The sequence below is a fragment of the Rhodospirillales bacterium genome (genome assembly GCA_028824295.1).
Classification (GTDB): Bacteria; Pseudomonadota; Alphaproteobacteria; order TMED109; family TMED109; genus VXPW01.
Genome location: JAPPED010000017.1, coordinates 1 through 14,150, shown reverse-complemented (window position 1 = coordinate 14,150; position 14,150 = coordinate 1). Strand labels below are relative to the sequence as shown.

14 protein-coding genes are annotated in these 14,150 nt (G+C 64.5%); 13 read left to right on the top strand and 1 reads right to left on the bottom strand.

The genetic code is table 11. The features are described from left to right. The first annotated feature begins 210 nt into the window (after positions 1-210). The 13 genes from rplM (at position 211) to OXH60_07950 (ending at position 13,864) form a co-directional block, all read left to right on the top strand. Positions 211-684 (top strand): 50S ribosomal protein L13, encoded by a 474-nt coding sequence (rplM, locus tag OXH60_08010; GenBank protein ID MDE0712064.1) that lies wholly within the window; start codon positions 211-213, stop codon positions 682-684. After that, on the top strand, positions 677-1,123 hold the full coding sequence (rpsI, locus tag OXH60_08005) for a 30S ribosomal protein S9 (GenBank protein MDE0712063.1): 447 nt from the start codon (positions 677-679) through the stop codon (positions 1,121-1,123). The genes rplM and rpsI overlap by 8 nt, the downstream gene beginning before the upstream one ends. A 71-nt stretch (positions 1,124-1,194) precedes the next feature. After that, positions 1,195-2,235, top strand: coding sequence for an N-acetyl-gamma-glutamyl-phosphate reductase (gene argC / locus OXH60_08000; GenBank protein MDE0712062.1), 1,041 nt, complete (start codon positions 1,195-1,197; stop codon positions 2,233-2,235). Positions 2,236-2,376: 141 nt separating this feature from the next. After that, positions 2,377-3,603, top strand: coding sequence for an aminotransferase class I/II-fold pyridoxal phosphate-dependent enzyme (locus OXH60_07995; GenBank protein MDE0712061.1), 1,227 nt, complete (start codon positions 2,377-2,379; stop codon positions 3,601-3,603). Further along, positions 3,600-4,562: a class II fructose-bisphosphatase gene (gene glpX / locus OXH60_07990; GenBank protein ID MDE0712060.1), complete on the top strand. Its 963-nt coding sequence runs from the start codon at positions 3,600-3,602 to the stop codon at positions 4,560-4,562. Before OXH60_07995 ends, glpX begins: the two co-directional genes overlap by 4 nt. Next, entirely contained in the window at positions 4,559-6,322 is a 1,764-nt protein-coding gene (gene recJ / locus OXH60_07985) for a single-stranded-DNA-specific exonuclease RecJ (GenBank protein MDE0712059.1), read from the top strand. Before glpX ends, recJ begins: the two co-directional genes overlap by 4 nt. Continuing rightward, positions 6,310-7,221, top strand: a complete 912-nt coding sequence (locus OXH60_07980; GenBank protein ID MDE0712058.1) for a UTP--glucose-1-phosphate uridylyltransferase — start codon at positions 6,310-6,312, stop codon at positions 7,219-7,221. The genes recJ and OXH60_07980 overlap by 13 nt, the downstream gene beginning before the upstream one ends. A 96-nt stretch (positions 7,222-7,317) precedes the next feature. After that, the gene (locus OXH60_07975; GenBank protein ID MDE0712057.1) at positions 7,318-8,724 is read left to right on the top strand and encodes a phosphomannomutase/phosphoglucomutase; all 1,407 of its coding nucleotides are present in this window, start codon (positions 7,318-7,320) and stop codon (positions 8,722-8,724) included. Positions 8,725-8,962: 238 nt separating this feature from the next. After that, entirely contained in the window at positions 8,963-9,826 is an 864-nt protein-coding gene (locus tag OXH60_07970; protein ID MDE0712056.1) for an N-acyl homoserine lactonase family protein, read from the top strand. Positions 9,827-9,944: 118 nt separating this feature from the next. Next, positions 9,945-10,886: an ABC transporter ATP-binding protein gene (locus tag OXH60_07965; protein MDE0712055.1), complete on the top strand. Its 942-nt coding sequence runs from the start codon at positions 9,945-9,947 to the stop codon at positions 10,884-10,886. Next, positions 10,883-11,590, top strand: coding sequence for an ABC transporter permease (locus OXH60_07960; protein MDE0712054.1), 708 nt, complete (start codon positions 10,883-10,885; stop codon positions 11,588-11,590). The genes OXH60_07965 and OXH60_07960 overlap by 4 nt, the downstream gene beginning before the upstream one ends. Position 11,591: 1 nt before the next feature. Beyond that, the gene (locus OXH60_07955) at positions 11,592-13,154 is read left to right on the top strand and encodes a GldG family protein (GenBank protein MDE0712053.1); all 1,563 of its coding nucleotides are present in this window, start codon (positions 11,592-11,594) and stop codon (positions 13,152-13,154) included. Next, positions 13,151-13,864: a hypothetical protein gene (locus tag OXH60_07950; protein ID MDE0712052.1), complete on the top strand. Its 714-nt coding sequence runs from the start codon at positions 13,151-13,153 to the stop codon at positions 13,862-13,864. The genes OXH60_07955 and OXH60_07950 overlap by 4 nt, the downstream gene beginning before the upstream one ends. On the opposite strand, the gene OXH60_07945 is transcribed toward OXH60_07950, so the two are convergent. Further along, positions 13,827-14,150 (bottom strand): 50S ribosomal protein L11 methyltransferase (locus tag OXH60_07945; GenBank protein MDE0712051.1); only part of this gene is annotated, 324 nt, incomplete at its 5' end. The two genes, OXH60_07950 and OXH60_07945, sit on opposite strands and share 38 nt — an antisense overlap.

The following is a 14,150-nucleotide window of genomic DNA, read 5'->3' as shown; positions in this document are numbered from 1 at the left end:
TGGTTAGAGCAGCGGAATCATAATCCGCGTGTCGGGGGTTCAAGTCCCTCCCCCGCTACCACTCTTGTGGCGTTTCCTGGACGGGTGCCGCTCCTTCGGCCTGCGTTGACAGCGGCCTTGGCCGGGGCTAGACATAGGCGCCCGGTTGCGGCGTTGTGGCGGTGCAGCCAAGCTAGTTGCACCGCACTGCACGTTCCCCTAGGACCTTCCATGCGTACATATACCGCCCGCCCGGCGGAGATTAAGCGTGCTTGGCATCTGATCGATGCCGAAGGAGTTGTCCTTGGACGGCTGGCCAGTCTCATCGCCAATCGGCTCCGCGGAAAGCACAAGGCGATGTACACGCCGCATTTGGACTGCGGCGACAACATCGTCGTGGTCAACGCGGAGAAGGTGGCGCTGACCGGCGTTAAATCCCGTGACAAGCTGCACTACTGGCACACCGGATATCCGGGCGGCATTCGGTCGCGGCGCTACGGGGACCTGCTCGCAGGCGGGCGCCCCGAACAGGTCATCGAACTCGCGGTGCGTCGGATGATCCCGAAGGGTCCGCTGGGTCGGGAACAATTGCGCAAGCTGCACGTGTACGCTGGTCCGGACCATCCGCATGCGGCCCAGCAGCCGGTGCCGGTCGATCTGGCGGCGCTGAATTCGAAGAACCTACGGCAATCTTCCAATGACTGACACGCTAACTTCCGCCCCGGTGGTCGGCTCTGGTCCGGCGGCACCTGCCGCCAAAGCGCGGAGTTACGGCACAGGTCGGCGCAAGAGCTCCGTGGCACGTGTCTGGGTGATGGCGGGCAAGGGACGGATCACGGTTAACGGCAAACCCCAGCAAGAGTACTTTCCACGGGCGGGGCATCTGGCGCTGTTGCGACTGCCGCTTCAGGTGTCCGAGCGTCAGGACGAAGTCGACGTCGTCTGCACGGTCCGCGGTGGCGGAACTTCAGGGCAGGCAGGGGCAATCCGGCACGGTATCAGCCGAGCCCTCGCCGCACGCGAGCCAGCGCTCGGCCCCAAGCTTCGTGCGCACGGACTGCTGACCCGGGATGCTCGTCGAGTGGAACGAAAGAAGTACGGGCGCCCGAAGGCGCGCCGAAGCTTCCAGTTCTCCAAGCGCTGATCCGCTCCGGCTTGCGCGGCCGGCTGCTGACCTTACTGTTGACGTGGCGCGGACGCGCCGGGCCTTAGCACATGACTGATCGGTTCCCCGTCGCGATCTTGGGAGCCAGCGGGTACGTTGGCGCGGAATTGCTCCGGCTGGCGCTCGGGCATCCCCGACTGGAGATCGCGGCCCTTGGGGCAAAGCGCCAGGCCGGGGTCCCTCCGGAGACACTTTTCCCCCGGCTGAGTGGCCTGAACCTGCCGCCATTTGTTGACGTCGACGAGTTCGATGGCTCCGGGTGTGCGCTGGTGTTTTGCTGCCTTCCCCACAGCACGACTCAGGAGACCGCTGCGCGCCTCGTTCCCTCGGTTCGCGTGGTTGATACTTCTGCGGACTTCAGGCTCCGTGATCTCGCGAGCTACGCCGAGTGGTACGGCACTCCCCATCTGGCGCCGGAATTGCAGCGTGACGCCGTTTACGGTCTGACCGAGCACGCCCGTGCGGCGATCGGGTCCGCCTCGCTGGTGGCCTGTCCGGGCTGCTACCCGACGTCAGCGCTCCTGCCCCTGCTTCCCCTCTTGTCGGCCGACCTGATCCAACTCGAGCCCATCGTGATTGACTCCAAGTCGGGGGTTTCGGGAGCTGGACGGGCACTGCGGGAAGACCTGCTGTTCGCCGAAGTCTCCGAAGGCATTCGAGCCTACGGACTTGGCGGGCACCGCCACACGCCGGAGATCGAGCAGGAGTTGTCGGGCGTTGCCGGCGCCGACGTCAAGGTCACGTTCGTTCCGCACCTTGTGCCGATGAATCGCGGTATTCTGACGACCATCTACGTCAATCCGTGCCCCGACGTGGCCGTCACGGATCTGCAGGCGTGCCTGGAGGCCGCGTACGCTGCCGAGGCCTTTGTGCAGGTCCTGCCGCCGGGGGTTGTTCCCGCGACGCGAGAGGTGCGAGGGTCCAATCAGGCACACATCGGCGTGGCAGCCGGCCGTGGCGGCCAGGCAGTGCTTATTTGCGCACTGGACAACCTGCTCAAGGGAGCCGCTGGGCAGGCCATGCAAAACGCCAACGTGATGCTGGGCCTGTCGGAAGACATTGGTCTGTTAGCTGGTACCTTGGCGCCGTAACCGAACCGAGAATCGTTCCCGGGTTGTCTGTGCCATGGTGTGCTGCAAGGTCGGCCATCAACGATTGGGCGGGGCGCGAAGCCTCGTGCACAATCTCGGACCGGCTCGAAGATCGGGCGGCCTGACCGGAACGACTGGCCGATGAAGCAAATTCCCTCCCCGCGCGAGTTCGAGCGAATCCAGGCGCTGCCTCCGTACGTGTTCGCCGAGGTGAACGCGATGAAAGACGCTGCGCGGGCGGCCGGCGAGGACGTCATCGATCTTGGGATGGGCAATCCCGATCTCGCACCCCCGGATCATGTTGTCGAGAAGCTCATCGAGACGGTTCGGAATCCGCGCGTGCACCGTTATTCCGCCTCGCGCGGTATCCGCGGTCTCCGGCGAGCGGTAGCGGGCTATTACCAGCGTCGGTTCGACGTCACGCTGGATCCCGAGCGCGAGGTAATCGTGGCATTGGGATCCAAGGAAGGTTTTGCCCACTTGGCCACCGCGATCACCGAGCCTGGGGATCTCGTCCTGGTCCCCGATCCCAGCTATCCAATTCATCCGTACGGGTTCGTGCTGGCGGGGGCTGGCATCCGCGGCGTGCCCGTCGGGCCCGGTCGCAACTTCGTTACCGAGCTGGCGAAGGCGCTGGAGGCTGGCGCCGGCCGAGTCAAGGCGGTCACGGTGAACTTTCCTGCGAATCCGACGGCCACAGTGGTGGGGCTTGAGGTCTTGGAGGCCATCGTGGACCTCTGTCGGCGACACGAAGTCTGGATCCTGTCCGATCTCGCCTACGCTGAGATTTACTTTGATGATCCACCGCCGCCGTCAATCCTGCAAGTGCCGGGTGCCAAGGAGCTTGCAGTCGAGTTCACCTCGCTGAGCAAGACCTACTCGATGCCTGGCTGGAGAATCGGGTTCGCTGCCGGCAACCCGCACCTTGTCGCCACGTTGACTCGAATCAAGTCCTACTTGGACTACGGCGCCTTCACGCCGATTCAGGTGGCAGCGACCGCAGCGCTCAATGGCCCTCAGGAATACGTCGATTCGGTCCGCGCAATCTACCGCCGCCGCCGAGACACGTTGGTGGGCGGATTGCAGCGCGCCGGTTGGGATGTCGATCCGCCGGTCGCGACGATGTTCGTGTGGGCGCGGCTGCCGACGGCATTCCAGGGTGCAGGCAGCCTCGCTTTCGCAAAGGAGCTGCTGGCGGAGGCCCGGGTCGCGGTGTCACCGGGTGCGGGCTTCGGTCTGGGCGGGGAGGGCTGGGTCCGGATCAGCCTGGTGGAAAACGAACAGCGCATCCGGCAGGCCTGCCGCAACATTCGACAATTTCTGGATCGCTCGGACGTTGGCGTTCGGACCGCGCGGGGCGCTGCGTGACTCCTTCGGCCCCAGGCGTCATGCACGGGCTCCTGGATGATCTTCTTCGGGCGACCGAGGCAGCGGCCATGGCGGCGGCGGCGTGGCGAGGCCGTGGCGACGAGAAAGCGGCGGACCAGGCCGCAGTGGATGCGATGCGGCGGCAACTCCAGTCCGTGCCGATGTCGGGAACCGTCGTCATTGGCGAGGGAGAACGCGATTCTGCCCCCATGCTCTATGTCGGTGAAGCCGTCGGGGCCGGGACAGGGCCGGAGCTCGACATCGCGGTCGATCCGCTGGAAGGCACGACCATCTGCGCTACCGACGCGCCCGGTGCGTTGGCAGTCCTCGCTGCGGGGGCACGCGGAAGTCTGCTGCACGCTCCGGATGTGTACATGGAAAAGCTTGCGGTTGGCCCCGGCTATCCGGAAGGCCTCATCCGGCTCGACGATTCTCCGGCTGACAATCTGGAACGCATTGCCGAGGCCAAGGGCTGCAAAGTTGAAGATGTGACCGTCTGCGTCTTGCGCCGGGATCGTCATGCCGATCTCGTCTACGCGGTTCGGGAGACCGGAGCTCGCTTGCGACTGATCAGCGATGGGGACGTGGCGGCAATCATTCAGGTAGCCGACTCCGCTTCGCCCGTTGACGTCTACATGGGGGTCGGGGGCGCGCCGGAGGGGGTGTTGGCGGCGGCGGCGTTGGCCTGCACGGGCGGGGCGATGCTGGGCCGGCTTGTATTTCGCGACGACAGCGAGCGCGCTCGCGCGGCTCGGGTCGGTATCCGCGACTTTGACCGGGTGTACGACCGATCGGAACTTGCCTCCGCGGGCACGGTCCTGATCGTTACCGGGGTCACCGACGGGCCGCTCGTGCAGGGCCCGCGGCAGGCAGCCAACTTCGTCGCGTGCGACAGCCGTGTCTACGCTTCCGATGGTCGCTGGGAACGACGTCAGGCCACCTACCCGGTGCCGGCGTGAATGCAGGACCCGCAGCACCCGGGCGGTCCCTCTCAGGGAGAATTTGGCGCTACCGCGCCGCCGACGAACAGGCGGTGGCGGCGGTCGTCCGGGCGACGGGGGTATCCGATGGATTGGCCCGCCTCCTAGTCGGCCGCGGCGTCGCGCCGGACGAAGCAAATGGCTGGCTGCGTCTGGCGGGCATGCCGCACCCGCCGGGCGTGGGTTCGGTACTCGATCTGGATCGTGCGGCGGCCTTTCTGGCGGACGCCGTGACGCAGCGGCGGCGCGTCGGGATTCTCGGCGACTACGACGCTGACGGCGCGGCGTCCACCGCCCAGCTCGTCCGCTACTTGCGGGCAGCGGGGGTGACAACCGTCACGCACATTCCGGATCGGGTCGCGGAGGGATACGGTCCCAGCGTAGCCGCGATCGACCGCTTCCGGGCGGCCCGAGCGGAGCTGGTCGTAACCGTTGACTGCGGCATCACCGCGTTCGCTCCGCTGCGGCATGCGGCGGATCAACGGATCCCGGTCATTGTGGTTGACCATCACGTTGCTGAAGCCGAGCTGCCGCCAGCGGCGGCCATTGTGAATCCCAATCGCGGTGACGACACGAGCGGACTGGGGATGCTGACGTCGAGCGGTCTCACCTGGCTGCTGATCGACCGCCTGCACCGGGAACTGGTTCGCCGTGGCGTGCGGGACCGCCTCCTGCCGGAGCCGGAGTCGTTCCTCGACTTGGCGGCGCTCGGTACCGTCTGCGATCTCGCCCCGTTGACGGGCGCGAACCGGGACCTGGTTCGCCGTGGCATCGAGATCCTCGCGTGCGGCGGCAATCCCGGTCTCCGTGCCATTGCCGCCGCTGCCCGCCTGGAGGAGCCCCCGCAGGCATCGCACTTCAGTTTCGTGTACGGCCCCCGGATCAATGCCGCCGGCAGGGTCGGCGATCCGGCGCTGGGCTTGCGCGTTCTCGAAACTGACGACCCGGAAGAAGCAGTTCGCGTGGCTGGCCTGCTTGAGGACCTGAACCGGCGCCGTCAGTCGCTGGAGGCGCAAGCGTACGACGAGGCCGTGGCTCAGGCCGAAGCGCTCGGTTCCGATGCGGGTCCGGTGGTGATCGTCGTCGGCGAGGGATGGCATGCCGGAGTCATCGGGATCGTCGCAAGTCGCCTGGTGAATCGGTTTCGGCGGCCTGCGGTTGTGTGCGTCCGTGAGCGAGATCAGCTAAGGGGTTCGGCTCGCTCGCTCGACAACATCGACATTGGCACGCCCGTGATCCGGGCTCGGCGAGCGGGCTTATTGGAGAAAGGGGGAGGCCATCCCATGGCGGCCGGCTTCACCGGGAGCAGCGGCTGCCTGGGAGCTCTGGTCACCTTTCTCAATGACGAGATAGCGCAGGCCCGGCAGCCGAGTCCCGCCGAGGGTGACCTGCTGCTTGACGGCGTCCTGGCGGTGTCCGGCGCCAACGTTGCGTTGGGAACGGAGCTGGAACGGGCCGGACCGTTCGGGGTCGGCAATCCGTGGCCATGCTTCGCCTTTCCGAGGGTTTTTCCTGTTCACGCCCGCATCGTGGGTTCCGGGCACGTCAGCTGTCTCCTCGCCGATGAGACCCGTGGCCGGGTGAAGGCGATCGCGTTCCGGAGCGAGGGAACTCCGGTTGGCAACGCCTTATTGCGAGGTCGGCCACTGGACATCGCCGGCCACGTGCAGGTTTCGACCTGGCGAGGCGAGAGGCGCGCCGAAGTACACATTCAGGATGTCGCCAGGTGTCACGGTTAGCCAGTGCCCCTGGTTCCGTCAGGACCGCCATCCTTCCGATCGCAGGGCTCGGTACACGTTTTCTTCCGGCGACCAAGGCAGTGCCCAAGGAAATGCTGCCGGTGGCCGGGCGACCACTGGTTCAGTACGCCGTCCAGGAGGCGCTCGATTCCGGGATCGAACGAGTGGTGCTGGTAGCGGCTCCAGGACGGGATCTGGCGTTGCGGCACTTCGAGCGCGACCAGGAACTCGAGGCGGCTCTGGCGGCGCGGGGACGTTCCCAAGCGCACGCTGAGGTCCGGATGCTGGCGACCCTTGGCAAACGGCTGACCGCCGTCGAGCAGGCGGAGCCGCTTGGACTCGGCCACGCCGTTGGCTGCGCGACCCAGGCGTTTGGACCAGGTCCGTATGCCGTGATCCTGCCGGATGATCTCATTCTGGGTTGTGCGCCGTGTCTGCGTCAGCTGCTGGACGTCCACGACCAACTGGGCGGCACGGTGCTGGCCGTGACCAGCCTTCCTCGGGAGGAACTCCGGAAGTTCGGGGTGGTCGCACCCGGCGTCGATGACGGCACCGTGGTGGAGGTGCAGGGTCTCGTCGAGAAACCGGTACCGGGAATGGAGCCGTCCCAACTGGCAGTAGTCGGCCGCTACGTGCTCTCTCCCGAAGTGTGTGCAGCGCTGCCGATGTTGGCGCCCGGCGCCGGTGGCGAGTTGCAGCTGACCGACGCGATCGCTGCTGTGATCGGGACCACGCCGGTCCACGCGGTACGGTTCGAAGGACGGCGATTTGACTGCGGGAATCCCGCCGGGATGGTTGCAGCGGGTGTGGCCGTGACACTTGCGGATCCGTCGCTCAGTGAAGTCGTGGCTACTTCGGTCCGCGCGCTCCTGTCAGGGATGGACGGGGAACAGGCGTGACCTGGCGCAACTGATGGGGAGCGATTACGTCGAAGCCTACTTGATCGATGGTCCAGGCGCGACGGGTGAAGCGACACGTCGTCGAGCCGCAGGCTCATGAAGCGCCAGGCCATCGCAATGCGCCACCGGTTTCATCCGTCGATCCTGAGAGCCTATGACATCCGCGGAATCGTCGGCGAGACCCTGGGGTGCGCGGACGCGCGGGCGCTCGGTCAGGCGTTTGGAATCCGTGTCTTGGCTGAGCGAACGTCGTGCCGAATCGTGGTGGGTCGTGACGGTCGGCTGACGTCGCCCGCACTTGAGAGCGCACTCGTCAAGGGACTCCGTGAAGTTGGCGCTCACGTGATGCGGATCGGGGTCGGCCCGACGCCCATGGTGCATTTTGCCGATCATCGTCTGGCTGCCGACGGGTCCGTCGTGGTTACCGGATCGCACAATCCGCCGGAACACAACGGTTTCAAGCTATCGCTCGGCGGAGCACCGTTCTTCGGTGATTCGATCCGGGCGCTGACCCAACCTGCGCGGCTTCCTCGCAACCCGTGGCGCAGCGCGGTAGAAGACCTTGGAATCCGGGCGGCGTACGCGGCGTCCCTAGCGGACGGGCTTGCAGGCAAGGGGCGCCCGCTCCGGGTGGCATGGGACGCGGGAAACGGCGCAGCGGGCGCGCTCCTCCAGCACCTTACGGCTCTCCTTCCTGGCGAACATCACATCTTGAACGGCGCCGTCGACGGCCGATTCCCGGCGCACCATCCTGACCCGTCGAAACCCGAGAACTTGTCTGAGCTCGCGGCCACAGTACTGGCCAAACGTCTCGATCTGGGCGTGGCCTTCGATGGGGATGGGGACCGACTTGGTGTCGTAGACGGCGCAGGCCAGGTCGTGTCGCCGGACCATTTGCTCTGCGTTTTTGCCGTGGACGTCCTGACCGATTCGCCGGGAGCTGCCGTGTTGGCGGATGTCAAGACCAGCGAAACGGTGTTTCGTCACATCTCGAAACTCGGAGGGCGGCCGCGTCTCGGGCCAACCGGCCATGCACATATGCGGGCGCGAGTACAGAGCGGAGAGGCGCTCTTCGCCGGTGAACTTTCGGGCCACATCTTTTTCGCTGACGAGCATCCCGGCTATGACGACGCGCTTTACGCTGCGGTTCGGCTTCTTCGCGCGTTGAGTCACGGACCGACCTTGGCGCAACGTTGCGCGGAGCTGCCGCGCACGTTCAGCACGCCGGAGATTCGCATCCCGTGCCCGGACACCCGGAAGTTCGAAGTCGTCCGCTCGGTCTGCGATGCAGTGACTCGTCGCGGGATCTCGCCAAACACCCTGGATGGCGTACGGGTCTGTACCGAGCAAGGGTGGTGGTTGCTCCGTGCTTCCAACACGGAGGCGGCCGTGGTTACCCGATGCGAGACCTACCGGGAGGCGGATCTCCCCGAGTTGTGTGCCATGGTGCAAGGGTTGTTGACGGATGAAGGCATCAGTGCCGCCGGAGCACTGAACGTCTGATGGACTCGCTGCCTGGTGCGTGTAGCTTCGCACGCAGGGAGCGCCATCCCGACACCGGCGACCCGATTTGGCAGCTCGGGCGGTGGCGGTCGTCGAAGGCCCGCTTGACAGATATCCGCCTGCCTTTGATGATGCGACCTCCGGGCGCAGGAATCTAGTTCTGTGATCGGTGGACGCAGGCCGCTTAGGCTGCGTCTGGCGGGCGCAGATGCCGGCGGCCCACTGAGGGAGATGTTCTATGAGGCGATTCGCTTCGGCGTTGGCCGTCTTGGCAGTGTGCGGTTTTGCGGCAGGCAGTGCTTTGGCAGACGCGCACGGATCCGTGAAAGTCTATTGGACTGCTAGCGGCAAGTTCGGTCCATTCAATATTCAGGGTTTGATTCCGACGTATCCGGAAGCCCGCGACATTTTGATCCCCATCAACATGTGGGTGATCGATCATCCCAAGGGACTGGTGGTATACGACACCGGGAATAACGTGGCGATCTCCGACGGCAACTGCGCCTCGCATTGGGCCCAGGGGAACTGCGATTTCCTGCTGCCGAGCCAGACCCGAGGCGATGTCATCGACCAGCAGCTTGAGAAGCTTGGGTACAGCACGAGCGACGTGAAGGTCGTCATTACCTCGCACTCGCACCTTGACCACATCGGCAACATCGAGATGTTCCCGGACGCGATTCACGTGATTCAGAAGCGTGAGCTCTACCAGGCTTGGTGGCCTGAGAAGTTCCAGCGCCCGAGCGGTGCCCACGTGGTTGGCGACTATGACGAGGCCCGCGAGTTCAACTACCACGCCATCGACGGTGACATGGATCTGTTCGGCGACGGTACGGTCATGGTCCTAAGCACGCCGGGTCACACACTGGGCCATCAGTCCGTCCGGCTTGAGTTGGCCAACACCGGTACGGTCGTTCTCTCCCAGGACGCTATCTGGATGGAAGAGAACCTTGAAGGGCACCCGGCTGGTCTGAACTACAGCATCCTGGACTACTTCGACTCCGTGAACCGGTTGAAGATGATGGCCGACATCCAGAACGGCCAGCTCTGGTTCGGTCACTCCATCAAACAGTACGACAGCATGGGCGAGAACTGGTACGACTGACGTCCAGCGATCTTCCATCGAGAGAGGCTCTCCCCATCCGTGGGGAGGGCCTCTTCTTTTTTGTTCCGGCATTGGTCCCCGTGGTCCAGCGCCGGGCCATCGGCTTCCTTGATTCCCCGTGTCCCATCCAGTCGAACTTCATAGTCTGACCAAGACCTATGGTGAACGAACGGTCGTTGACCGTGTTTCGTTTCACGTGGGCCAGGGCGAGATCGTCGGATTCTTGGGGCCGAACGGCGCCGGCAAGACCACCACCCTCCGGATGATCGCCGGCTACCTCGCGCCGACCTCAGGTCAGGTGACCGTTGCCGGCCACGACGTGATCAGTTCGCCCACGGAAAGCGCGGCCGCGGTCGGGTACGCGCCGGAGCGTCCCGCGCTCTACGAGAGTTTCGACGTCCTGGGCTACCTGCACTTTGTGGCCCGCGCCAAGCGGGTGCGTCGTGCCGACACCGCCAGCCAGCTTGATCGCGTCATTTCCGCCTGCCGCCTCGAAGCGGTTGCCCGAAGCGAGGTCTACAAGTTATCGAAGGGGTATCGCCAGCGACTCGGCTTGGCCCAGGCCCTGCTCGGACAACCTGAGGTCCTGCTCCTCGATGAACCAACGTCGGGACTGGACCCCGGGCAGATTTCGGAAACCCGCGAAGTCATCCGTTCATTCGGCCACGACCATTCCGTCCTGCTGAGTACCCATATCTTGCCGGAGGTGACTTTGCTCTGCGACCGGATCGCCATCCTGCACCACGGTCAGCTGCTCGCCATCGATTCTCCGGCGGGATTGGCGACGGCAGTGGGACGAGCCAACCGGGTTGAGTTGCAGGTGGCAGCTTGTGAACTATCCGACCTCAAGGAGCGGCTGTTCGATATCAGCGGCGTGATCCGGGTCGACGTGGACGATCGACAGGACCCGTACACGGTCAACTGTGCAGTCGACTCAAGCGGCAACGTTGAGGCGGCTATCGCAAGGGTGGTGACCAGCGACTGGGACCTGCTGGGACTGCAGCGGCACGACCCGTCGCTGGAGGACGTGTTCCTGCACTACGTCGAGGGGGCGGCATGAACGGAGTGTTTGCGGTCTACGGCAAGGAGATCAAACTCTACTTCCGGTCGCCGATCGCGTATTTCGTCTTGGCGGTGTTCCTGCTCGGGACAGGATATTTCTTTTCGTACAACCTGTTCGTTTCCGGTCTCGCGACCATGCGGGAAACGTTCCAGAACATGGGTCTGCTGGCAGTGATTCTGTTGCCCGTGGTGTCGATGCGCTTGTTTGCGACCGAGTACAGCGCGGGCACCTACGAGCTCTTGGCTACGCTGCCGCTAGCACCGTGGCAGGTGGTCTTGGGAAAGTACCTCGGGGCGCTCACGATGCTCGGCCTAATGGCGTTGGGCACAGTGCTTGACCTAGTACCGCTGTACCTGTTTGGAGCGCCCGAAACCAGCACGATTTTCTCGGGTTATCTGGGTTTCCTGCTGCTGGGCAGCGCTTGCCTGGCAATCGGGCAGCTCTGCTCGTCCTTGACCGAGAATCAAATCGTGGCCGCGTTGGTGACTGTTTCGATTCTCTTGGGCTTTTGGTTTGTCGGGCATTTGCAGTCGTTTCAGACCGTGCAATTCCTGCGAGAGCTTTTTCTCTACGTCTCCTTCGCCTGGCACTTCGGTGAGTTCATCGAGGGACTGGCCAGGTTCGAGTCGCTGGCGCTGTTCGTGCTCTTTGCGGCCGGTGCGCTGATATTGAACGTCTGCGCTCTGGAGTGGAGACGCTGAGGTGAGGCCCTTTCACGCGGGTCTGGTGCTGCTGGTCGCTGTGGCGGCACTCATCGGGTCCGTTGCCGTCCGACTGATTGCCAACGAGTGGAACCCCGGGAGCGTGTTGCTCGGGCTGGGGGGGCTGTCGCTCGCGGTCGTTGGCGGCTATTTCCTCAGGATCCGGCTGCGCGCCGGAATGACGCGACGCCGTGGCGAAATCGCCCTGTTTGCGGTGGGCGCGTGTGCGGTTCTGGTGGTCATCGGGGCTTTCGCGTCACGCGTCCCCCTGCGTTTCGACCTTACAACGCAGGGTTCTCATTCGCTGTCCCAACAAACCGTTGACATGCTTTCGCGGTTGCCCGCGCCAGTGCACATTACGTTTTTCTACGACTCCGCCCTGCGTACTACAGTGGAGCTCTACGAACTGTTCGCCGACGCTGCGCCGCAGGTCACGATCGAGTTCCACAATCCGAACCTCAATCCGGCCGCGGCGCGGCGGGCAGGCGTGCAGTTTGCCGGCACGGCGGTGCTCGAGAGCGAGGGGCGGCGGCACTTCGTACACGGTCCGACGGAAACCGACATTGCCAACGGCGTTCTTCGGGTGTCGCTTGGCGTCAAGCAGAGGATCTGCTTCCTGGACGGCCATGTGGAGGCCGATCCCTTCAGCCTCGAATCGCACGATCACCAGGAGGGGGCACCGGGTCATTCGCACGGCCTCGGGGCCAAGTTCGTCCTGCACGAGAGGCACGGGATGGCGAAAGCGCGAAACGCCCTGGAGACGATCAATTACGAGGTCGTCAAGGTGACCCTCGCAGGCGCTACGGAGTCCCTCGAACCTTGTTCGGTTCTCGTGGTCGCGGGTCCCAAGACGGCGTTGCTGCAGGGTGAGGTCGAGGCGATACGCACGTGGTTGGAGGAAGGAAACAACGCGTTCTTCATGCTTGACCCGTTCGTCGATACCGGTTTGGAGCCGTTGGTCCGTGACTGGGGCATCGTCCCCATGGACGCGATCGTGATCGACGATGCCAGGTACTTTTGGGCGGATGTCTCAACGCCAACGGTGACGACCTACAATCACCACAAGATTACTCGGGATCTGGCGCTGACCTTCTACCCAGGGGTGCGGCCGTTCGCGCCGACGTCCGAGAGGGTTCCCGGAACAGCGGTCATTCCTGCGGTGAATTCATCGCCGACCTCCTGGGCGGAGACCGACCAGGTCAGGGCCGAGCGAGATCCGGAAGAGCAAACCGGTCCGCTCACGCTGGTTGCGATCTCGTCGCGGCGTCTGGGCGATGAAACTGAAGAGACGGACGCGTTGCGATCGCGAATTGTGGTCGCAGGCGACGCCGACTTCGCGCAGAATTCCTTTTTCCATCTGCTGGGCAACGGAAATCTCTTTCTGAACATTGTCAACTACCTGGCAGAGCAGGAAAATCTGATCGGTCTCGAGCCCCGGACCTATGATCTTCCCGAGATCAACATGACCAACCGGGAGATGAAGGGGACGTTCTTCTTCGCGGTGGTCCTGTGGCCGGCCCTGCTGGCTCTCGCCGGTACCGTCATCTGGTGGCGGCGGCGGTGAAGCGACCGAACTTTAGCCGCCGAACCTTTCTCGTCTGGGTGCTGCTGCTGGTTGCGGTCGTAGCGCTCGTGCAGACGGAACGAACCCCGCCCCAGCCGCACGAAGGGCACGATCACGGGCCGGAGGGACTGGACGACCTGCCCGAGGGCAGGTTCCCGGTATTCGCGTTCGGAGAGCCGGACATCGGTTCCGTTACTGTGGCCTGGAAGAGCCGGCACGTCGACTTTGAACGGAACCCGGACGGAAGCTGGTTTCAGGTGAGCCACGCTCATGACCATGGTGTCGACGGGCACACGCATGACCACAGCGGCGATAGGCCGGACAAGCCGGATGTGGCGCAGATCACCGAGCAGTTTGAGATTACGGCAAGGATGTTGGCCGACCGCGCGATCAAGCCGGACCGGCGACTGGTGGAATACGGGCTCGAGCGGCCCGACATCGTGCTTACCTTTCGCGATCGTCTCAACGGGGATCCGCTGGCGGTGCTGCGGGTCGGTGACCTGTTGGTCACCGGATACGCCTACTACACCGTGCTTGAGCGGCGTCCCAACCGGATCCTGCTCATTCCCCGTTACCAGATCAATCTGTTGCTGGCGCTGGCGTTTGGAGACGAAGCCCCGTCATTGGTGCCGGAGCGGGCGGAGACCTCGGGCGAGGCCGGCGGCCTCGAAGTCAGCGAGCGGCGCTGGAACGAGCCAGGAGGAACGTAAGCCAGTCGTCGCGCCGCACGGTACGCCGTACGGTCAAGCCCTGATCCACGTGGGCTCGCAGCACCGGCAACCGCTGGCGTACGAGCAGGCCGGACAGCGCGGCGTAACCCCTCGCCGACAGGCTGCGGGCCAGTGCCGGCGCCATCGCCCGAAGCGGGTCGGCAAAAAGGTTGGCGGCCACGACGTCGAAGACGCTGGAAATCGCGTCGTAACCGTCGACTTCGACCACGTCCACCCAGCGCGCTACCCGGTTCCGGACGACGTTTTCGCGAGCGCATTGGACGGC

Bases quoted from the DNA above. Each gene is read 5' to 3' on its own strand.
- rplM (MDE0712064.1), top strand. From the start codon at position 211: ATGCGTACATATACCGCCCGCCCGGCGGAGATTAAGCGTGCTTGGCAT.
- OXH60_07975 (MDE0712057.1), top strand. From the start codon at position 7,318: ATGAAGCGCCAGGCCATCGCAATGCGCCACCGGTTTCATCCGTCGATC.
- OXH60_07970 (MDE0712056.1), top strand. From the start codon at position 8,963: ATGAGGCGATTCGCTTCGGCGTTGGCCGTCTTGGCAGTGTGCGGTTTT.
- argC (MDE0712062.1), top strand. From the start codon at position 1,195: ATGACTGATCGGTTCCCCGTCGCGATCTTGGGAGCCAGCGGGTACGTT.
- rpsI (MDE0712063.1), top strand. From the start codon at position 677: ATGACTGACACGCTAACTTCCGCCCCGGTGGTCGGCTCTGGTCCGGCG.
- OXH60_07995 (MDE0712061.1), top strand. From the start codon at position 2,377: ATGAAGCAAATTCCCTCCCCGCGCGAGTTCGAGCGAATCCAGGCGCTG.
- OXH60_07960 (MDE0712054.1), top strand. From the start codon at position 10,883: ATGAACGGAGTGTTTGCGGTCTACGGCAAGGAGATCAAACTCTACTTC.